Annotated in this window: 18 protein-coding genes; 7 read left to right on the top strand and 11 right to left on the bottom strand. The window is 70.7% G+C overall.

The genetic code is table 11. The features are described from left to right. Positions 1 to 157 precede the first annotated feature (157 nt). Positions 158 to 640: a 2-C-methyl-D-erythritol 2,4-cyclodiphosphate synthase gene (gene ispF, locus ACYVAG_RS14015; RefSeq protein ID WP_460770629.1), complete on the bottom strand. Its 483-nt coding sequence runs from the start codon at positions 638 to 640 to the stop codon at positions 158 to 160. After that, positions 637 to 1,833, bottom strand: coding sequence for a neutral zinc metallopeptidase (locus tag ACYVAG_RS14010; RefSeq protein ID WP_460770627.1), 1,197 nt, complete (start codon positions 1,831 to 1,833; stop codon positions 637 to 639). The genes ispF and ACYVAG_RS14010 overlap by 4 nt, the downstream gene beginning before the upstream one ends. Positions 1,834 to 1,964: 131 nt before the next feature. Between ACYVAG_RS14010 and ACYVAG_RS14005 the strand changes: the two genes are divergently transcribed. From ACYVAG_RS14005 to ACYVAG_RS13990, 4 genes are all read left to right on the top strand, one after another. Continuing rightward, positions 1,965 to 3,638, top strand: coding sequence for a DUF2207 family protein (locus ACYVAG_RS14005; RefSeq protein WP_460770626.1), 1,674 nt, complete (start codon positions 1,965 to 1,967; stop codon positions 3,636 to 3,638). A gap of 266 nt (positions 3,639 to 3,904) precedes the next feature. Beyond that, positions 3,905 to 6,466 carry a family 16 glycosylhydrolase gene (locus tag ACYVAG_RS14000; RefSeq protein ID WP_460770625.1) on the top strand — a complete coding sequence of 854 codons (2,562 nt, stop codon included), beginning with the start codon at positions 3,905 to 3,907 and terminating at the stop codon, positions 6,464 to 6,466. A gap of 28 nt (positions 6,467 to 6,494) precedes the next feature. Next, positions 6,495 to 7,748, top strand: a complete 1,254-nt coding sequence (locus ACYVAG_RS13995; protein ID WP_460770623.1) for an MFS transporter — start codon at positions 6,495 to 6,497, stop codon at positions 7,746 to 7,748. After that, positions 7,723 to 8,484 carry a MerR family transcriptional regulator gene (locus tag ACYVAG_RS13990; RefSeq protein ID WP_460770622.1) on the top strand — a complete coding sequence of 254 codons (762 nt, stop codon included), beginning with the start codon at positions 7,723 to 7,725 and terminating at the stop codon, positions 8,482 to 8,484. Before ACYVAG_RS13995 ends, ACYVAG_RS13990 begins: the two co-directional genes overlap by 26 nt. 52 nt (positions 8,485 to 8,536) lie before the next feature. Here the strand turns inward: ACYVAG_RS13990 and ACYVAG_RS13985 are convergent, their stop codons facing one another. The 5 genes from ACYVAG_RS13985 to cysS form a co-directional block, all read right to left on the bottom strand. After that, complete coding sequence (locus ACYVAG_RS13985; RefSeq protein WP_460770620.1) at positions 8,537 to 8,836, bottom strand: hypothetical protein; 300 nt, start codon at positions 8,834 to 8,836, stop codon at positions 8,537 to 8,539. A gap of 221 nt (positions 8,837 to 9,057) precedes the next feature. Beyond that, positions 9,058 to 9,432 (bottom strand): hypothetical protein, encoded by a 375-nt coding sequence (locus tag ACYVAG_RS13980; protein ID WP_460770618.1) that lies wholly within the window; start codon positions 9,430 to 9,432, stop codon positions 9,058 to 9,060. Positions 9,433 to 9,653: 221 nt separating this feature from the next. Continuing rightward, positions 9,654 to 11,096, bottom strand: coding sequence for a glycine hydroxymethyltransferase (locus tag ACYVAG_RS13975; RefSeq protein WP_460770617.1), 1,443 nt, complete (start codon positions 11,094 to 11,096; stop codon positions 9,654 to 9,656). Positions 11,097 to 11,140: 44 nt separating this feature from the next. After that, entirely contained in the window at positions 11,141 to 12,097 is a 957-nt protein-coding gene (gene rlmB / locus ACYVAG_RS13970; protein ID WP_460770615.1) for a 23S rRNA (guanosine(2251)-2'-O)-methyltransferase RlmB, read from the bottom strand. Between the two features lies 1 nt (position 12,098). Beyond that, positions 12,099 to 13,520, bottom strand: coding sequence for a cysteine--tRNA ligase (cysS, locus tag ACYVAG_RS13965; RefSeq protein WP_460770614.1), 1,422 nt, complete (start codon positions 13,518 to 13,520; stop codon positions 12,099 to 12,101). Between the two features lie 195 nt (positions 13,521 to 13,715). On the opposite strand from cysS, the gene ACYVAG_RS13960 reads away from it, so the two are divergent. Both ACYVAG_RS13960 and ACYVAG_RS13955 read left to right on the top strand, forming a co-directional pair. After that, entirely contained in the window at positions 13,716 to 14,171 is a 456-nt protein-coding gene (locus tag ACYVAG_RS13960; protein WP_460770612.1) for a hypothetical protein, read from the top strand. A 324-nt stretch (positions 14,172 to 14,495) separates the two neighbouring features. Beyond that, entirely contained in the window at positions 14,496 to 15,500 is a 1,005-nt protein-coding gene (locus ACYVAG_RS13955) for a glycosyltransferase (protein WP_460770611.1), read from the top strand. 116 nt (positions 15,501 to 15,616) lie between these two features. Here the strand turns inward: ACYVAG_RS13955 and ACYVAG_RS13950 are convergent, their stop codons facing one another. Next, the gene (locus tag ACYVAG_RS13950) at positions 15,617 to 16,438 is read right to left on the bottom strand and encodes a glycosyltransferase family 2 protein (RefSeq protein ID WP_460770609.1); all 822 of its coding nucleotides are present in this window, start codon (positions 16,436 to 16,438) and stop codon (positions 15,617 to 15,619) included. Between the two features lie 43 nt (positions 16,439 to 16,481). On the opposite strand from ACYVAG_RS13950, the gene ACYVAG_RS13945 reads away from it, so the two are divergent. After that, entirely contained in the window at positions 16,482 to 17,603 is a 1,122-nt protein-coding gene (locus tag ACYVAG_RS13945) for a glycosyltransferase (protein WP_460770607.1), read from the top strand. Here ACYVAG_RS13945 and ACYVAG_RS13940 read toward each other — a convergent pair. From ACYVAG_RS13940 to ACYVAG_RS13930, 3 genes are all read right to left on the bottom strand, one after another. Then, the gene (locus ACYVAG_RS13940) at positions 17,511 to 18,590 is read right to left on the bottom strand and encodes a glycosyltransferase family protein (RefSeq protein WP_460770605.1); all 1,080 of its coding nucleotides are present in this window, start codon (positions 18,588 to 18,590) and stop codon (positions 17,511 to 17,513) included. The genes ACYVAG_RS13945 and ACYVAG_RS13940 overlap by 93 nt on opposite strands. Before the next feature lie 13 nt (positions 18,591 to 18,603). Next, positions 18,604 to 19,809, bottom strand: coding sequence for a cysteine desulfurase-like protein (locus tag ACYVAG_RS13935; protein ID WP_460770604.1), 1,206 nt, complete (start codon positions 19,807 to 19,809; stop codon positions 18,604 to 18,606). Between the two features lie 314 nt (positions 19,810 to 20,123). Beyond that, positions 20,124 to 20,711: a TetR/AcrR family transcriptional regulator gene (locus tag ACYVAG_RS13930; protein ID WP_460770602.1), complete on the bottom strand. Its 588-nt coding sequence runs from the start codon at positions 20,709 to 20,711 to the stop codon at positions 20,124 to 20,126. Between the last annotated feature and the right edge of the window lie 11 nt (positions 20,712 to 20,722).

Below are 20,722 nucleotides of genomic sequence, written 5' to 3'. Positions count from 1 at the left end.
CTCGCTCAGCCAGCGTGAGGACTGGCGCTCGCTCAGCCAGCGTGAGGACTGGCGCTCGCTCAGCCAGCGTGAGGACTGGCGCTCGCTCAGCCAGCGTGAGGACTGGCGCTCGCTCAGCCAGCGTGAGGACTGGCGCTCGCTCAGCCAGCGTGAGGGGTCAGCCCGCGAGTGGTACGACCAGCGCCGTCGCCATCGCCGCGATGCCCTCGCCGCGGCCCGTGAGCCCCAGCCCGTCGGTCGTCGTCGCCGACACCGACACCGGGGCGCCCAGCGCCTCGCCCATCACCCGCTCACACTCCGCGCGCCGGGGCCCGACCTTCGGTCGGTTGCCGATGACCTGCACCGCCACGTTGCCGATCGTGAACCCGGCCCCGCGTACGCGCCGTGCGGTCTCGACCAGGAACGCGACCCCGGACGCCCCCGACCACTGCGGGTCGGACGTGCCGTAGTTGGACCCCAGGTCGCCGAGCCCCGCCGCCGACAACAGCGCATCGCAGGCCGCGTGGCAGGCGACGTCGCCGTCGGAGTGGCCCTCCGGCCCCTGGGGCTCGTCGGCGAAGTGGACGCCGCCGACCATCATCGGGCGCCCGTCGGCCAGCCCGTGGACGTCGACGCCGATGCCGGTGCGGGGCAGCGTCAACGCACCTGCTCCTTCGGGACGGTCCAGGTGTTGCACCTGCCGATGTCGTCGGTGCTCATGCCGAGCTGGCCCCAATAGCGACGCGAGCTGGCCTGGCCGTGGTCGCCCTCGCCCGGGGCCTTGCCGCCCCGGTCGTCCCCGACCATCTCGAACGTCTCATAGAAGGTCTGGATGTCTTCCTGGCTGACGTTGCGCGACTGGGCCACCGATCGCAGCCACATGCCGGAGAGGCAGTCAGCCTGGACCTCACTGCGGCGCCCCAGCAGGAGTGCTTCGGGTCTCGACGGTTTCGTCACCACCATGATGGCTGCGCGGGCGCCGACGATGCCCGCGCGACCCTGGATGAAGTGGCCGAACTCGTGGGCCATGACGACGTCGACGGCCTTGGGCTTGGTCAGCGCCGCGAACTGCTTCGACTGATGGAGTTCGCGGGAATAGTAGAGCTGTTGGTTCGCCGGGCAATAGAACGCGTTGAGGCCCTTCGCCTGCCCGCACGGAGTCGCCACGCTGCTGCCATAGACCGTGACGGTCGGGCGATAGAGCTGCCACGTCTTCGTCGCGTCGAAGGCCGGGCCCCACACGCGCATGAGGCACGCCATCTGGCTCTCGAAATAGGCCTTGATCACCGGATCGCTCGCGGACGTGATGTCGAGCTGCGGCATGTCGCAGCGCACGGGTGAGGCGAGCTTCTGCTGATACAGCGGGTTCGCGGTCAGCCGCTGCTCGACCTGTTCCATCGTCTCGGGCATGGGGATCTCGGGCGGCGCGGAGTTGGCCTCCGGCACCCTGTATTCCTCGTTCGCGTAGCGCGGCTTCGACATCGCCGACACGAGCGCGAGCCCGATGGCGCCCAGGATCACGATGCCGAGCACGAGCGCGATGACGCGACCCATGCCCCCGCGCTTCCGCGGCGGCGTCGGGGTGGGCTGGCCCCACGGGCCCTGCTGCTGCGGCTGGCCCCACGGGTCCTGCTGCTGCGGCCACGGCTGGCCCTGGGTCGCGGGCCACGGGGAACCCTGTCCGTACGCCTGGCCCTGCGGCCCCTGGGCACCCTGCTGGCCCCACTGCTGACCCTGCCCCCACTGGGGCTGGTTGAAGCCCTGCTGGCCCCAGCCACCCTGCTGGCCCTGGCCGGATCCGGCGCCCTGCGCGGGCCACTGGGCCGGTTGGTTGTTCCCCCATTGCTGCGTCACGGGGGACACCCTATGCGTACGCGCGGTCAGATCCGCCCCCGCGTACACCGTCGGTCACCGGCGGTGTGGTCCCCGCCCTGTGACACACTGTCGCGGGGCATCCGCCGCCCCCGTGCTCAGAGAGGGTGAACGTGGTCGCGAGAACGAGGATCGTCGTCGGGCTGCTCGTGGTGATGCTGGGAGGATTCGGCCTGACAGCCGCCCCGGCCCACGCCGCCGGCAAGGTCGAGACCCACGCATCAACGGTCACGATCGAGAAGAGCGGAGTCCTCCGCGTACGCACCACCATCACCCTGGGCTCCGCCGCCCCCGCCACCCTCACGCAGCGCCTGCGCCTGCGCGAGGAGGCGCTCGACCAGACCGAGAACGTCTACACGGTCACCGACGCGAAGGTCTCCGCCGACGGCAGGCCGGGCGAGGCCAGGGGTGACAAGGACGAGCTGACCTTCACCGTGCCGACCGCGGGGGCCAAGGAGGTCGTGATCGAGTACGCGGTCGCCGGTGCCGCCCACAAAGCGCCGGGCCAGTCGACGGTGGTGCGGTGGAACCTGCTGCAGGGCCTCAACGCCCAGGCCGATTCCGTGACCGGCGCCATCCAGCCGGCCGGCCAGTTCACCGACTTCGGCTGCATCGCCGGCCCGCCCGGCACCCAGCAGAGCTGCGCGATGGCCGACGGGTCGCCCCACGCGGGCCCAACGCCGACCATCGCCGACGGCCCCCGCGGCGAGGGTGAGGTCGTGGGCGTACGCATGGCCTTCCCGCATTCGGCCGTCGCCCCCAACGAGGAGGTCGACGAGCAGTGGACCGTGGGCCGCGCCTTCTCGGTCGCCGCCCTGCCCCTCGGGCTCGCGCTCGGCCTGCTGGCGCTGGGTGGACTCGTGCTGTGGCTGCTCCACCGCCGCGCCGGCCGGGACGCCCATCCGGAGGGCGATCCGACCGAGATCGCGCGCTTCGAGCGCGCCGACGGGGTGTCGGTGTTCAAGGTCGGCAGCTCGGTGCTGCCCGGCCAGATCGGCACCGTCGCCGACGAGCGCGTCGATCCGATCGACGTGACGGCGACGATCGTCGACCTCGCCGTACGCGGACACCTGTTGATCGTCGAGCTGCCGCGCCGCAGCGACTTCGCGCCGACCGACTGGACCTTCCGTCGCCTCCAGTCCGACACCTCGGGCCTGCGCGCCTTCGAGGCCGAGCTCCTCGAGGCGGTGGCGCCGGCCGACGGTCGCGAGGTCCACGTGTCCGAGATCGGCCCGACCATCTCCGCCCACATCCCGTCGGTGCAGAACAAGCTCTATGACGAGATGGTCGAGCACGGGTGGTATGAGCGCCGGCCCGACTCCACCCGCAACGTCTGGAACCAGGCCGCCGTCGCCGCGCTCATCGTCGCCGTGGTCGCCACTGGCCTGCTCGCCGCGTTCACGCCCTTCGGCCTCGCCGGGCTCGCGCTGATCGCCCTGGCCCTCGGCCTCGCGCTCGTGGCCCAGGAGATGCCGGCCCGCACCGGCAAGGGTGCCTCGCTCATGGCCGGACTCGGCAACCTGCGCTCGCAGTTGCTGTCGCACCCGACCGACGAGATGCCGAAGGGCCACGAATATCGCGAGCTGTCGCAGGTGCTGCCCTACGCGATCGTGCTCGGCGGCGCGGACCGCTGGCTCGCCGCTCTGGTCGACGCCGACGACGACGAGGCCGCCGACCCGACCGACCTGTCGTGGTATCACGGCCCCGACAACTGGCACCTGCGCGACCTGCCCGATTCGCTGCGGAACTTCATCACGACGGTGAGTGGGAACCTGTTCGCGCGCTGAATCGAGTCCGACGTTGGCTGAGCGAGCGCAGCGCATGACGTTGGCTGAGCGAGCGCGGCGCATGACGTTGGCTGAGCGAGCGCGGCGCATGACGTTGACTGAGCGAGCGCTGCGCATGACGTTGACTGAGCGAGCGCAGCGCCTGACGTTGGCTGAGCGAGCGCCAGCGAGTCGAAGTCACGATCTCATCACCCTCTGAGCCTGATCGGCCGATCAGGGTGTTCCGCATGGTCTGATGTCCCAGATCGATCGACCGGGAGATGACCATGACGAGAAGTGCCCTGCGTACCGTCGGTGTGAACGCACTGGCCGGACTGTTGTTGAGCAGCACGGCCGCCGCCGCACTGGCCGCGCCCATGGCGAGCCCGACGCCGACAGCCAGCCCGAACGCGACGCGGGCCCCCGCGATGCCGCGCGCGAACGACCTCCACGTCGCGGCTCCGGACTTCGACGATGTCCATCTGGCGGTGCGGGCCACGGTCCCCGCCGGCGTTGAATATCGCGCGAAAGGCGCCGACGGCACCGACCTCAACGGCGGCCAACCACTCCGCAACGCGGTGTGGGAGCCGATGTCCGGCCACGTCGGTGTGCCCGTGACGATCTACGCGGTGTCCACCGACCCCGCCCTGAGTCTGGCCGGCGAGACCCAGTGGACTCACACCTTCATGAGTCGACCGACCTACGGGCTCGAGAAGGGGGATGAGTTCAACGGGACCGGCGTCTCCACCGGCTGGGCGGTGCTGTCGGAATCGTGGGCCACAGGTCGTTCGAAGGGCAAGAGCTTCTTCAGACCGGAAAACCTGGCCGTCGAGAACGGTGCGCTGAAGATCACGACGTCACGGCACTGTGTCACGAAGGACGTGGAGGAGCCGTCGGCGGCCAACCGCACTGATCAGGTGTGCCCCACCGGCAAGGAGACCGTCTACACGGCCGGTCGAATCTTCACCCCCCACGCATTGGGGACCCCGCGCTCGATGGAGGTGCGAGCCAAGCTCGATGGAGCCCATGGCGACCACAACGGCATCACGTCGACGGCGTGGGCGAACAACTCCCAGCCCTTCTGCCAGGGCGGTGTGCAGACCTCCGACAGCGTCGAGCTCGACACGATGGAGATCTGGAAGAAGACGTTCACCCACAACTCGACTCACATCAACTGTCGCGACGGTCGGAATCAGAACGTGGGTGCGCGGCTGATGATGCCCGACGGAGACCTCACGGGCGAGTGGCACACCTATCGCATGGAGTGGGACGGGACAGCCATCCGCTACTTCTTCGATGGGCAGCCCGTGCCGCTGTGGAAGGACCCGACGAAGACCGCGGTGACGGCCGATGTCGCGCTGATGACGCAGGAGGACTTTGTTCGCGCGATGACCCAGTACATGTGGCGCTTGAGCGTCTACACGACGACGAACGCCAACGGGGGCTGGGCACCGTTTGTGGACGATGCGGCGCCGTGGCAGGCGAAGGTGGACGAGTGGGACTACGTGCGGTGGGAGCCGGTCGAGGTCAAGGCCCCGACCTGCCCGCCCGACGCCGCCATCGATGGGGCTCGCGCGGGAGCGCCCGAACTCGGCGAGGCGCTCGGCTGCGCCCGGCCGACGGCTCAGGAGGGCGCTCGCGCCCAGGACTTCGAACACGGCCGGATCTATGACACCCCTGCCTCAGGTCCGGTGGTCCTCAGCGGTGAGTTCTGGAGTCGGTTCGGCACCGGCGGAGGCGAGGCGGGCCTCGGCCTGCCGACCGCGCCCCGAGCCAGCGACGGACCAGCGGCGACCCAGGCGTTCGCCAACGGGGTGATCATGGTCTGGCCTGATAGGAGCAGGGTGGTCCGCGACGAGATCTGGCGCAAGTGGGTCTCATTGAACGGTCTTCTCGGCAACCCGGTGGCCGACGAGCACTGTGGCTTGCGCGACGGCGGCTGCTCGCAGCGCTTCGAGCGCGGCACGATCTTCTGGTCCGGCGACAGCGGCGCCCACTTCGTGCGCGGCCCCATTCTCGACCGCTACGCGGCGCTCGGCTGGGAGAACAGTGCGATCGGGTATCCAGTGACCGACGAGATGTGCGGCCTGCGCGACGGCGGCTGCGTACAGCGGTTCCAGAGGGAGAACGGCCACATCTATTGGTCGGCCGCGACCGACGCCCATTCCATCCAGGGGGCGATCTACGACCGCTATGCCTCGATGGGCTGGGAGAACGGGCCTTTCGGCTATCCGGTCTCCGATGAGTTCTGCGGCCTGCGCGACGGGGGTTGTGGCCAGCGGTTCCAGCACGAGTCGGGCCACATCTATTGGGCTCCTGCTGCAGGGACCCACTCGATCCAGGGCCTGATCTATCAGCGCTTCGCGGAGATGGGCTGGGAGAACGGGGTGCTGGGCTATCCGGTCTCCGATGAGTTCTGCGGGTTGCGTGATGGGGGTTGTGGCCAGCGATTCCAGCACCAGAACGGCCACATCTATTGGTCGGCGGCCTCGGGCGCCCACAATGTCCAGGGCGAGATCTTCCGGCGCTATGCGGCGATGGGCTGGGAGAACGGGGCGTTCGGCTATCCGGTCACCAACGAGCTGTGCGGCCTGCGGGACGGCGGCTGCGTACAGCGGTTCCAGCACGAGTCGGGCCACATCTACTGGTCACAGTCGACGGGGTCCTGGAGCGTGCAGGGAGCGATCTACACCCACTATGCGGCGAACCGCTGGGAGATGGGTCGATTCGCCTATCCGACCGGACCGGAGCAGTGCGTGAACCTGCCTGACGCGAGGGAATGTACGCAGGCCTTCCGCGGCGGCCAGATCGTGTGGAACTCGAGGATCGGGACGCGATCCTTGCCCTGACGTCGCGTCAGGGTCGGACGATGGTCGCATGCGTCAACGACTCGTCCTTCCCCTCTTCCTCCTCGCCGAGGGTTCGTCCCTCTTCGGCAACGCCGCGATCTCGATCGTGCTGCCCTGGCTGGTGCTCGCGCGCACCGGCGACCCCGCCCTGACCGGTCTCGTCGCGGCGGTGTCGGCGGTGCCGAGCTTCCTGGCCACCCTTGTCAGCGGCCACCTGATCGATCGCGTGGGCCGAAGGCGCATGAGCGTGCTCGCCGACATCGGATCGGCTGTGTCGGTCGCCGGCCTGATCGTCGTGGACCGGGTGTTCGGCCTCGACGTGTTCTGGTTCATCCTGCTCGGGGTGGTCGGGGCGTTGTTCGACGTCCCCGGCATGACGGCGCGCGAGACGCTGCTCCCCAACGTGGCCGAGAGTTCCGGGGTCTCGCTCGAGAAGGTGGCGGGGTTCCGGCAGGTCGCGTACTCCCTCGCGATGCTCGCGGGCCCTGGGCTCGCCGGGGCGTTGATGGCGGTGCTCGACCCGATCAAGGTCGTCGGCATCACCGCCGGCTGCTCCGCGCTCGCCGCCCTCTGCATGGCCGTCCTGCCGCTGGTCGCGACGCCGGCCGCGGCGGCCGAGGGCGTCGACCCCCACGCCGGGATGCTCGGCGGGTGGCGCTTTGTGCGGGCCCATCGGGGGCTGCTCGCGATCCTGGTCGTCAGCCTCGCATCGACCGTGCCCATCGCGCCGTTGCTGGCGGTCCTGCTGCCCGCCCACTTCACGCGGCTGGACCGCCCCGAGCTCCTGGGGCTGTCGATGTCCGCGTACGCGGTGGGCTCGATGGTCGGCTCGATCGTCTATGCCGCGGGGCTGGCGAAGTGGCGCTGGGGGTCCTGGGTCGTGGCGATCCTGTTGTTCACCGGCTCGCTGTTCGCGACCGCGCCGCTGCAAGGGTTCTGGCTCGTCGCGCTCGGCATGGCCCTGGCGGGTGTCGGCGGCGGACTCATGGGCCCCGTGGTCATGGTGGCGATGTCGGAGCACGTCCCCGATCGCGTACGCGGCCGCGTGATGGCCCTGTTCAGCGCGCTGTCGATGGTCACGGCGCCGCTCGGCCTCGGCCTGATGGCGCTGCTGCTGACCGGCGCCTCCATCGGCGCGGGCGCCTGGGCGTGCGCCCTCGCGTTCGTGCCGGTGGCGGCGTACGCGTTGCTTGCCCCGGGCCTGCGTACGTTCGTGGAGAAGCCGGCGGGGCAGGATGGGGTCGAGGAGGTGCGCGTTGCTGACCATCGGACAACTGGCTGACTATGTGGGCGTGAGCGTGCGCACGATCCGCCACTACCACCAGATCGGGCTGCTGCCCGAGCCGGAACGGGACGCGTCGGGCTATCGGCGCTACGGATCCGACGACGCGGTCCGGCTCGTCCGCATCCGCGGGCTCGCGGCGGCCGGCGTGCCGCTGCAGCGGGTCGGAGAGCTGCTGGCGGCCGAGCCGGAGGAGTTCGCGGCGGCGATCGCGGAAGTGGACTCCGCCCTGGTGGCCCGCATCGCGGAGCTCGAGGACCACCGGCGGCGCCTCGCGGGCACCACCGATCCCGACGCCGGCTCCTTGGGGCCGAACGCGCTGCGGCTGCTGGAGCGCATGGCCGAGGTGGGGCTGTCGGAGCGCTCGCTGACCGTCGAGCGGGAGGTCGCGATCCTGATGGCGGTGGCCTATCCGCAGAAGGTCGAGGAGTGGATGGCCCAGCAGCTGAAGGCGTTCGACGATCCGGAGGTGGTCGAGCTCTATCGACTCTCCGACGAGGCCATCGACTGGTCGCCCGACGACGCGCGCATCGAAGACCTGGCGCGCAGGTCGGTCGAGATGACTCTCGCGCACTTTCCGCTCGACGCCGAAGTGGAGGAGGACTGGTGGACCAGCATCGACACCATGGCCTATCGCCTGATCGACCAGCACGGCACGCTCGCATCGCCCGGCTGGCGCCGCGCCACGGAGCGGGTGGCGGAGCTGATGGCGGAGGCGGGCTATCCGGTGCCGTGAGCGTGCGCAATCGCACTGTCGATGCGCGTCGGTTCGCTTGCTGGCTGAGTGGTCAGGTCAGCCCGAGCCCCTCGACGATGAAGTCGCGGAAGCGGGCGCGGTCGTTGAGGTCTCCAGTCGTCCATCGGATGAGCCAGATCCCACGTGCGCGGAAGGCCTGCTCGCGCTCCTTCTCGGCGCGCAGCACGTCGTCGACCGACTGATCGGGCTTGAGGAGGCGGCCGTACTTCACCCATCCGTCGAACTCCCCGACCACTTTGAGGTGCTTCCACCAGAAGTCGGGGCGGGCCGACATCGACCCGAGGTCGAAGGTGACCTGGAGGTCGGGGGCCGGGATTCCGAGCTCATGCATGATCCAGCGCGACCATGACTCACCGGGGCTCTCCGCTCGCTTGTCGGCAAAGCGTGCGACGTGGCGGGCTGTGGGATTTCCCGCGTGTCGGCCAGACGTCGCGAGGGCGTCCATGAGCGTGGATCTGTCGAGGCCCATGGCGAGCGCTGCGTCTGCGACGGCGACCGCGTCAGTCGGTGACAGTGCCCGAATGAGATCGAGCGTGGTGCGTGCCAGGTTGGTCACCGGAATTCCGTCGATGATGTCTGGCTCGGGCGGTCGGATGGCTCGGTGGATGTAGTAGCTCGAGCCGCGCGCCGATCCCGGCCGTTTCGCGGCTTGACCAGATGAACGCGCGAGAGAGTTCGCTCCGGAACGGGCAGTCCGTGCAGCACGGCGGCGGACACATGGCTGACGATGGCATCGGCGTGACGCGGGGCCACCGCATGGATCAGTGCGCGGTGCCGCGATTCGGGCTCGTTCGTGAGGATGGATGGGGGAGCATAGGACCCGCGGCGCAGCCGAACGAGCCTCCCCTCGCGGACTTCTGAGCGGATGTCAGCCGGGGTGAGCCCTGCGGCGAGCAACTCGTGAGCATGTTGGATCATGATCTCCATCCCAGCGGCTTCTGGGTGGCTTTGGGGGGCGGCGGTGTTGTCCGGATGGAGGGGGACGTTGTCCGTGCCCGTGGGCAAGGTCTCCGAACCCGGGGTTCGTTCGCTGAACCCCCACTTGGTCGAGCAAACCCCCGAAGTTCGAGGGGTTTCGTCGACCAACCGGGGGTTTCGACAACAAACCCCGGGTTGGTTGAACCAACCCGGGGTTTGCTCGATGACGCTCAGCTCAGTTCGAGCCCCGGATACAGCGGGTGCTTGTCGAGCATCTCCGCCGACTGGGCCTTGACGCGGTCGGCGACGCCGTCGGCCAGGGCATATTTCGCCTTGCCCGGCTGGCCGTTCGACGCCGTGACCGGCTCGGTGTTCGACAGCACGTCGACGATCAGCTCGGCCACCTTGTCGAACTCGTCGGCGCCGAAGCCGCGCGAGGTCAGGGCGGGGGTGCCGAGGCGGACGCCGGAGGTGTACCAGGCGCCGTTCGGGTCGCTCGGCACCGAGTTGCGGTTCGTCACGACGCCCGCGTCGAGCAGCGCCGACTCGGCCTGGCGACCCGTCAGGCCGAACGACGTGGTGTCGAGCAGCACGAGGTGGTTGTCGGTGCCGTCGGTGACGAGCTTCGTGCCGCGCTTCATGAGGCCCTCGGCCAGCACCTTGGCGTTCGACGCGACGTCCTGGGCATACGTCTGGAACTCCGCCGTCCGGGCCTCGGCGAGCGCCACGGCCTTGGCCGCCATCATGTGCGACAGCGGGCCGCCGAGCACGAGCGGGCAGCCGCGATCGACCGACGGGGCGTACTCCTCCGTGGCCAGGACCATGCCGCCGCGCGGGCCGCGCAGCGACTTGTGGGTCGTGGTCGTGACGACGTGGGCGTGGGGGACCGGGTCCTCGTCGCCGGTGAACACCTTGCCGGCGACGAGGCCGGCGAAGTGGGCCATGTCGACCATCAGCGTCGCGCCGACCTCGTCGGCGATCTCGCGCATCTTGGCGAAGTTCACCCGACGGGGGTAGGCCGAATAGCCCGCCACCAGCACCAGCGGCTTGAACTCCTTGACCTGCTCGCGGACGAGGTCATAGTCGAGGAGCTGCGTCTGCGGATCGGTGCCGTAGGAGCGCTGGTGGAACATCTTGCCGGAGATGTTCGGGCGGAAGCCGTGGGTGAGGTGGCCGCCCGCGTCGAGGCTCATGCCCATCAGGCGCTGCCCGCCGAAGCTCTTGCGCAGCGTCTCCCACTCGTCCTCGGACAGCTCGTTGACCTGCTTCTTGCCCAGCTCGGCCAGCTTCGGCTGCTCCACCCGGTGGGCGAGGATCGCCCAGAAGGCGGTGAGGTTGGCATCGATGCCGGAGTGGGGCTGGACGTACGCGTACTCGGCCCCGAACAGCTCGCGCGCGTGCTCGGCGGCGACCGACTCGACGGTGTCGACGTTCTGGCAGCCGGCATAGAAGCGGTGGCCGACGGTGCCCTCGGCGTACTTGTCGGAGAACCACGTGCCCATGGTCGCGAGGACGGGCAGCGACGCGTAGTTCTCGGACGCGATCAACTTGAGCGATCCGCGCTGGTCGGTGAGCTCGCTGCGGGTGGCCTGGGCGATCCGGGGCTCGACGCCCTCGATGACCTTGAGGATCGTCTGATAGGCGCTGCTCAGCTCGGCATTGGGGTTGGACACGACATACCTCTCTGTGGACGTGCTCTGAATCTAGTGGGAGCGGTTCACCGACAGCGACTGACCTCATAGAGCGCGATGCCGGTGGCGACGCCCGCGTTCAGCGACTCCACCTCGCTGGTGATCGGGATCGACACCAGCACATCACAGTGCTCCCGCACCAGGCGCGAAAGGCCGTCGCCCTCCGACCCGACGACCAGCACGAGCGGCCCGTCGACCCCGGGGATCCCGGAGACGTCGGTGTCGCCCTCGCCCGCCAGACCGGCCACGGTGAAGCCCGCCTTCTTGTAGGCGTCCAGGGTGCGGTTGAGGTTGGTCGCGCGCGCGATCGGGAGGCGCGCGGCCGCGCCGGCCGAGGTCTTCCACGCCGACGCCGTCATGCTGGCCGACCGGCGCTCGGGGATGATCACGCCGTGGGCGCCGAACGCCGCGGCCGAACGGACGACCGCGCCGAGGTTGCGCGGGTCGGTGATCTGGTCGAGCATCACGACGAGCGCGGGGGAGTCGGAGTCGAGTGCATCGGCCATGACGTCGTCCGGGTGGGCGTACTCGTATTCGGGCAGCTTCAGCGCGACGCCCTGGTGGACGGCGCCGCCGGTGAGGCGATCGAGCTCGGCGCGGCTGGCCTGCAACAGGGTGATCGAGTTCTCGGCGCAGTGCTTCAGGATCTCGCGAAGACGGTCGTCGCGCTCGGCACCCTCGGCCACGAACGCCGTGTGCACGGGGATTCCGGCGTGCAGCGCCTCGACGACGGGGTTGCGGCCGGCGACCCACTCGGCGCCGGCGCCGGGCCGGCCCGTACGCGGGGCCCCAGTGCGCTGTTGCGGGCGTCCGCCCGAGCGCTCGATGGCCTTCTTGATCTTGTGGGCCTTGTGATACGGGCGATCCTCGGCCTTCGGGGTCGGGCCCTTGCCGGTCAACGAGCGGCGGATGCGCCCGCCCGAACCGGCCGTGTTGCCCTTGCCCTTGTGGCCGGCGCCGCGGCGCTGTGAGTTTCCCGGCATGTCAGGATCCCTTCGTCTGAAGGCTCCAGCGAGCCCCCTGTGGTGTGTCCTCGACCTTCAACCCCAACGAGGCAAGGGAATCGCGGATGCCGTCGGCGGCGGCCCAGTCCTTGCGCTCGCGCGCACCCGCGCGCTGACGCAGTAGCTCGCCCACCAACCCGTCGACCACGGGGCGCAGGTCGGCGGTGTTCGAGGAACCCGAAACCTGTTGCCACACAGGATCGTCGCGGTCCAGCCCGAGCACGGCGAGCATGGCGCGAACCTCACCGAGCACCGTCGCCAACGCGGCGGTGTCACCGGCCTCGATCAGCGAATTCCCTTGCCTGATGGAGGAATAGAGCACGGCCATGGCGCCCGGGGTGCCGAGGTCGTCGTCCATCGATTCGCGGAAGGCCTGCGGCACATCGGACTCAGCGGCCTCGACGAGCTCGGAGGCGCGGTCGACGAACGAGTCGATGCGCTCCAGCGAGGCGGTCGCCTCGGCGAGCGAGTCGGGCGCGAACTCGATGATCGAGCGATAGTGGGGCGCGACCAGATAGAGGCGCACGGCCCGCGGGGGATAGGCCTTCGTCACCTCGGAGACCAGCGCCCCGTTGCCCATCGACTTGCTCATCTTCTCGCCGCGGGTGGTGACCAGGGCGTTGTGCATCCAGTGGCGCGCGAACGGCTGGCCCGCGGCGTTCGACTGGGCGAGTTCGTTCTCGTGGTGGGGGAAGCGCAGGTCGAGCCCGCCGCCGTGGATGTCGAACTCCCGGCCCAGATATTTCCCCGCCATCGCCGAGCACTCGAGGTGCCAGCCCGGCCGGCCGCGGCCCCACGGGGTCGGCCACGACGCGGTCTCGGGCTCGCCCTCCTTGTGGCCCTTCCACAGGGCGAAGTCGCGCGGGTCGCGCTTGCCGCGCGGATCGGCGTCGGCGGCGTCCTCCATGTCGTCGACGCGCTGGTTCGACAGCCGGCCGTAGTCCGGCCACGACTTCACGTCGAAATAGACGTCACCCGAGCCGTCGGTGGCTGCGTACGCGTGGCCGCGCTCGATGAGGGTCTCGATCATCTCGATCATCTCCGGCACGTGGCCGGTCGCGCGGGGTTCATAGGTGGGTGGCTGGCAGCCCAGCGCCGCGTACGCCGCGTGGAGCTCGCGCTCGAAGTGGTACGCGTGGGCATACCAGGGGACGCCGGCGGCGGCCGACTTGGCGAGGATCTTGTCGTCGATGTCCGTGACGTTGGCGATGACGGTGACCTGGTAGCCGCAGTGGGTGAGCCAGCGCCGCAGGACGTCGAAGACCACCTCCTTGCGGATGTGGCCGACATGAGGGGCCGATTGGACCGTGAGGCCGCAGTGGTAGATCGAGACCGCCCCGGGGGTGACGGGGTCGAGTTCGACCACCTGGCGGGTCGCGGAGTCATAGAGGTGGAACGTCACTGAGACAGCCTATCGGAGGTGGCCCAGCAGCCCGTTCGGCGCAGATCGGCCACTCTCAACCATTCCCTGAGGCACATGAGGAAAATCTCAGAACACGCTCAGGAAGGCCTCGGGCCCGGTGCGGCGGGGGCGAGGGGGAAATCTCACCGAATGGTGGCGTCGATCGGCTGGTCCAGCCTCCTGCGAGGGTGCACGATGTCGGTCCCCCGAGGACGCCGCGGCCGGCCGCGTCGACAGGTGGCACTCTCCGCGATGGGCCTTGCCCTGACCGCGTGCAGCGGGGGCGGTGCGGGCCAGCCGACCGGTGGCGCGTCGAGTGCGCCCGCCTCCAGGCCGGCCCAGCAGGCCCCGGCCAACCAGCCCGAGGGCGCCGCGAAGGACATCAAGGACGTGAAGTGTGCCGCCGACCCGAAGACGGGGGAGTGGACGTTCACGGCGAAGCTGACGAACTCGTCGGACAAGGACTCCGAATACACCGTGAAGGTCAGCGTCATCAAGAAGCAGGGATCGACGGTCGTCGCCTCGAAGGACGCTGTCCAGAAGGTCGCCAAGGGGCAGTCCGCCGACGTCAAGCTCGAGAAGTTCGCCAAGCCGGCCGAGAAGCCCGACGAACTCCAGTGTGTGCCGACCACGACGGTGAAGCGGGCCTGACCGCGTCGCTCCGCTCGCCGCTCGCCGAGCGGTGAGACCCATCTCCGACCTAGGGATCGCGGCTTTCGGGGCCGCGGTTCGAGGTGAGCGTTCTCTAACCCTGCAACGGGCTTCCGGGGCTGGTGACCCGCATTCTCCCCATGTGAGGCTGTCGCTATGGGCCGGCGCCGGCCCCGTTACCGCTCCCGCGCCGTGTCCGCACCCCTGGCGGACATCGGCGCGGGGGTGGCCCTCCGGTCTGGCGGCCTGCTCCCTCTGACCCCACCACCGGCCCACGGACCCGTCCTGGTCCGGGCGGCGGCACACCGCCGCTAGGCTCCCTGCGTGCGGATCCTCTACTACGCGCATCACCACGGCACAGGCCACCTGACCCACGCCCGGCGGCTGGCCGGCCTGGGCGTGGCCGAGGTCGTCATCGTCGGCGCCGCCGGTTCCGACCTCGAACTGCCGCCGGACGTCGACCCGACCCATCCGCACGTCCAGCCCAGCGGGTCGCCCTTCCACTGGACCCCCGAGACCGACGCCGTCCGCGCGCGCTTCGACGCGTTCCACCGCGCGCTCGACGACGTCCGCCCCGACGCCGTGCTGGTCGACGTGTCCGTCGAGGCCGCCGTCTTCGCCCACCTCGCGGGCCATCGCGTCGCCCATCGCCGCATGCCGGGCGTCCGTGACGATGCTGCCCACGACCTCGCGTACGCGACCTCCCGCCGCCTGTTCGCCTACTATCCGCAGGCGGTCGAGGAGCCCGGGTTCGCGTACGCCGACCGCACCCGCTGGCTGGGCATGCCGGCCGACCGGGAGGCCCTGCCGGCGTCGCTGGTCGAGCCCGGCACGGTGGTCGTCGTCAGCGGTGCGGGGGGCGCGGGGGCGCCTCTGGGTGAACTGGCCCGGGCTGCGGCGTCCACACCGGAGCGCACGTGGCACGTGCTGGGGCCGGTCGCGGGACGGGCGCCGGGCCCGCGCCCGCGCGACGCGGGACCGCCGCCCAACCTCCACCTCCACGGCTGGGTCGACGACCCCTCCCCGTGGCTGGCGCGCGCCGAGGTGGTGGTGTGCGGGGCGGGCCACAACACGATCGCGGCCGTCGCGGCGGCTCGACGTGCGGCCGTGCTCGTTCCCGAGCCGCGGCCCCACGACGAGCAGCTCGTGTTCGCCCGCCGCCTGCACACGGAGTTCGGGACCCCGCTGGTCGAGCGGTGGTCCGAGGCGGATTGGCCTTCCCTGCTGGACGATGCCGAGGATCCCGAGGTCCTGACCGAGGGACTGCTGGTGGACCGCGCGACGTTCGCGGAGCGGGTTGGGGGATTCCTCGCCGACCTCACCGGCTGACGGGGTGGGTCGAAGGTGGCCGCGACTTTTCGCTCATCAGTGAGCATCTCGCAGCCTCAGGAGCCGTCGAAACCGCCACTGTCAAGCGAAAAGTTGCACTCACCCCACGGTCGGGCTCAGAACCGCGCGTCCTCCACCCGCGTCGCGGCCACCTCGGCGTCCGTCGGCGTCCGCAGCACCTCGATCCTCTCCTCGCCCACCGCGATGAAGCCCCGGTCCGCGAACGCCGACAGCCATCCCTCCATCGGCCACACATCCCACCGTTCCCGGAACCGGTGCGCGTTGGTCACGATGCTGGTCAGGTGGTGCAGGGGTGGTCGGTGCACGGCGTGCGCCTGGTGCAGAACGCGTGCGCGGCTCAACCACAGTTCCAGTCCCGCCTCACGGCACCGGAAAGCGAGGTCGGTGTCCTCGCCGCCATAGCCGGCGTACGCCTCGTCGAAGCCGCCCACGCGCGCGAAGTCGTCGGCGCGCACGGCGAAGCCGAGCGACCAGAACATGGGCCATGCCTCCGACCGCCCGAACCCGAGGGAGGCCCGCGACGGGTGGGGGAGCGCCAGCGGTCCCGGGTCGAGCGGCGGCGCCCACCCCGGCGGGAGGTAGTGCGGGTCGGCCATCACGACCCGTCCCGGCGCGCACTCGCGGGCGAGCGAGGCCACGGTGTCGGCCTCCGGCAGGCAGTCGACGTCCAGGAAGACCAGCACGTCGCCCCGGGCGGCCCGCGCCGCGGCGTTGCGCCCCGCCGCGAGGGCCAGTCCCGGCGACGCGTGGTGCAGGGTACGCACCCGCGCCGGGGCCTTGTCCCACGGCTCGTCGGGCTGGTTGAGGAAGGCGACCACGGCCTCGTCCCACCCCGGCGTACGCGCCAGCGCGTCCTGCTGGCGACGCAGGTGGGTGTCGCGCTCGTGGCTGATGACGAGGACCGAGACAGGAGTCACCCGCTGAGGATATCTTTGTCGACATGCAGATTGACGTCCGTCGGTGAGGATCGCAGTCCTGGGACACCTCCACCACCCGATCCGTGAGCCCTTCCTGGGCGGGCTCGAGGCCCACACCGCCCAGATCGTCCGTGAACTCTCCGCGCGCGGTCACGACGTGACGCTGTTCGCGAAAGAGGGCTCGGCCCTTCGGTCCCGCCACGTCGAGGTCGTCGACGTGCTCCCGGCCACCTTCAGCTGGGGTGCCGGCGGCAACCCCCGCGAGCACGAGCGGTCGGTCGACGAGGCCACGGCCCGGGCGTGTGCGCTGGCCGCCGGTCACGACGTCGTGCTGAACAACTGCCTCAACCCCATCCCGTACGCCGCCCTGGCCGACCGTCCGATGCTGACCATCCTCCACACCCCGGCCGACCTTGAGCGGGTCGTCGACCTCGTCGGCTCGCCCGCGTGGCGACCCGGCCCGCGCCACCGCTGGGTCAGCGTGTCCGAGACCAATGCGGTGGGCTGGCGGGAGCTGATGCCCGGCGTGCCGGTCGAGGTCGTCCACAACGGCATCGACCTCTCGGGCTGGCGGTTCCGCGACGGCCGCGGCTCCGGCGCCGTGTGGTCGGCCCGCATCACCCCCGAGAAGGGCCTCCATGTCGCCATCGACGCGGCCGTGGCCGCCGGGATCCCGCTGGAGATCGCCGGGCCCGTCAGCGACCCGGGATATTTCTTCGCCGAGATCGCCCCGCGCCTGGGCCCCGGCGTACGCCACCTCGGGCACCTCGACCACACTGAGCTGGCCGCCCTCCTGCGGCGTGCCGCGGTGTTCCTCGCCACGCCCCTGTGGGACGAGCCGTTCGGGCTGGCTCCTCTGGAGTCGATGGCGTGTGGGACCCCGGTCGCGGCGCTCGACCGCGGAGCGATGCGGGAGCTGTTGGGGAGGCGCGGCGGAGTCCTCGCCGCCGATGCCGACGGGCTGCCCGGCGCGCTGCGGGCGGCCATGTCCCTCGACCGCGCCGGCGTACGACAGCGCGCGGAGCGGTTCTCCCTGGAGGCGATGGTGACGGCGTACGAGCGGCGGCTGGTGTCACTCCACGAGGGAGCGGTAGAGCCGGTCGTGCTCCGCAGCCACGCCGCGGCGCTCGGCGACCCGGTCGGCGACACCGGCGCCGGCGTATGACGTGAGCGCCGCCACCTCCTGCACCGTCGCGGCGAGGGAGTCGACGTCAAGGCCCGCGGTGTCGAGGTGGAACGTGTGCACGGGGCGTTGCTCGGCATAGAACCCGCAGTCGGGTGCGATGACCGGCGTCCCGAGGTCGTGGCAGGCCTCGAGCCAGCCGCTGTGGGTGCCCCAGCGGTAGGGCAGCACCGACGCGTCGAGCGAGGCGAGGTAGTCCCACAGCTCGTCCTCGGCGAAGTAGGGCCGCACCTGCAGGTCGATCGCGCCGGCATCGGCGAGATCGCGGAGGCGTACGCCCAGCTCGGCGCTGGCCTGGTGGCCGCCGCCGGCGATGACCTCGGGGTGGGTGTTGACCTGCACGACGGCGTCCGGCACCGTGGCGGCCGCGGCGACCAGTCCCTCCACCACCTGCTGCGGCGCCATGTTCGGGCGCAGGCTCTTGAGGTGGACGCCGAGGCGCAGGGGGGAGCCCGGCGTACGCGGGGTCGCGGCGCGGCGCTCGAGCTCGGGCAGGTCGACGACGTGCGGGTGGGGGAGGACGAGCGCGTCGCGGCCCCAGCGGCGGGCGATCTCGGTGGCCGCGCCGGGGGTCAGGGTGATCAGCGCGTCGGCGGCCGGGACGAGCACGTCGAGTGCCGCGGCGTGGGCCGACGGGTCGGTGTGATGGGGATTGGTCAGGTCATGGACGGTGTAGACCAGCGGCTTGCCATGGCGGCGCAGGTCGGCGACCACCCGCTCGAGGTCGGCGGGGCCGAGCGCGTCGAACCCGAAGTGGATGTGCATGAGGTCGAAGGCGTCGGCGTGCTCGCCGATCCAGCCCTCCTCGAGCATCGCGGGCGGCCACCAGCCCGACTGTTCGGTGCCGTCGCCGCGCTTGGGGCGGGGGTCGGGGAGGCGGGTGAAGGTGACGGGATCGCCGGGGACGGGGCCGCAGTGGCGGATGTAGACCTGGCTGTGGGGCACGGACGCGATCCGCAGAGTCGACATGGGTACATCTGTATCAGCCCTGCGCCATTGCCCGCAGCCCCTCCAGCAGCCGGTCCACGTCGGCGTCGTCGGTGTAGGGCGCCAGGCCCACGCGTACGGCCCCCTCGTCACCCAGGCCCAGGTGACGCGAACACTCGATCGCATAGAAGTGGCTCGCGGGCGCGTTGACGCCGCGCTCGGCCAGCCCCGCGTACACCTCGGCGTTGGTGCGTCCCGGCAGCGTGAACGCCAAGGTCGGCGTACGCCGGGCCGCGCGCGAATAGACGGTCGCCCCGACGTCGGCCAGGCCCTCCTCGATGCTCGTACGCAGTCGCGTCTCGTGGTCGTGCATGGCGGCGAACGACCGCTCGAGCCGCGCGCGGCGCGACCCCTCGCCCGGCACGAGGTCGGCGAGGAAGTCGATCGCGGCGGTGGTGCCCGCCATCAGCTCGTAGGGCAGGGTGCCGAGCTCGAACCGCTCGGGGACGCTGTTGGACGAGGGTAGGAGCTTGTCAGGGTGGAGCGTCTCCAGCAGCCCGGGGTCGCCGACCAGTGCACCGCAGTGGGGGCCGAGGAACTTGTAGGGCGAGCAGGCGAACAGGTCCGCGCCCATCGCGTCGACGTCGACGAGCTCGTGGGCGGCGTAGTGGACCCCGTCGACGAAGAACAGCGCGCCAGCGCCGTGGACGAGGTCGCCGATGGCGGCCAGGTCGGGCATCGTCCCGAGCAGGTTCGAGGCCGCGGTGACCGCCACGAGCCGGGTGTTCTCGGTGACTACGGCGGCGATGTCGTCGGGGGTCAGCTCGCCGGTCGCGGGGTCGAAGTCGGCGAAGCGCACCGCGGCGCCGGCGCGCTCGGCGGCGATGCACCACGGCCGCACGTTGGCGTCGTGGTCGAGGCGCGTTACGACGACCTCGTCGCCGGGGCCCCAGTGAGCGGCCAGCGTGCGGGCCATGTCCATCGTCAGCTGGGTCATGCTGCGGCCGAAGATGACCCCGCGGGGGTCGCCGCCGGTGAGGTCGGCCAGCGCCAGACGGGCCTCGGTGACGGCGTGCTCGGCGTTGCGTTCAGCCGTGGTGGTGCGGCCGCGGTTGGACAGCGGCCCGCTCAGGGTGTGGGCGATGGCCTCGCCCACCGCGCGCGGGGTCTGCGACCCGCCCGGCCCGTCGAAGTGGGCGGCGGCGTCGGAGCCGGCGAGGGCGGGGAACTCGGCGCGGATGCGGGCGACGTCATAGCTCATGGCGCCAGTCTGGCACTGGGGGGCGGCGCGCGCGGCCTCGCGTACCGATCGTCGTGATGCGTCCACGGCATGGGTCGTCTGTGAAAAGTGCACAGGTGTGCTCGACACGCTGGGCGGGTGGTGGCGTGGGCTGTGGAATGTGCACAGGTGTGCTCGACACGCTGGGCGGGTGGTGGCGTGGGCTGTGGAATGTGCACAGGTGTGCTCGACACGCTGGGCGGGTGGTGGCGTGGGCTGTGAAAAGTGCACAGGTGTGCTCGACACGCTGGGCGGGTGGTGGCGTGGGCTGTGGAAAGTGCACAGGTGTGCACTTTTCACCGACGCACGGCCGCCACCACCAGCCTTGCCAGTTGGGCGTACGCCTCCGCGTCGTCCAGACCGGTGCTCTCCTGCACCTCGCCGGTCCCGATGCGCCGCATGGTCGCCGTGACGACCTCCGCGACGAAGTCGATCCGGACCTGCCGGAACGCCCCGGATGCGGCCCCCTCGGCGAGCAGTTCCCTCATGCGCGCCGACGCTGCAGCGGTGTTCGACTCATAGAGGTGACGCGTCGACCCCGTGGTCGTCATGTCGGTGAGGAACTCCCGCGATGCCGGCCGCAGCGCCTCCGCCACGGCCTCCAGATAGCCCGTCACCCGCCGCTCCGGGGAGCGCAGGCGGCCCACCTTCGCCTCGACCTCCGCGGTCGCCCGGGCGAAGAACCGGCGTACGGCCGTGGCGGCCAGTTCGTCCTTCGAGCGCGCCAGCGCATAGAGCGTGCGCTTCGAACAGCCCAGCCGCGCGGCGACCTCGTCGAGGGTGAGGTGGGCGAAACCCTCGGCGAGGAACAGCTCGACTAGCTGGTCGCGCAGTTCGTGCTGGCGTCGGGTGAGCGTTGGACGGGAAGGTGTATGGAGCCCCATAGTGGTACTAC

The sequence above is a fragment of the Mariniluteicoccus flavus genome, assembly GCF_054776655.1.
The sequence above is the reverse complement of the archived record's forward strand: the minus strand, read 5'-3'. Positions and strand labels throughout refer to the sequence as shown.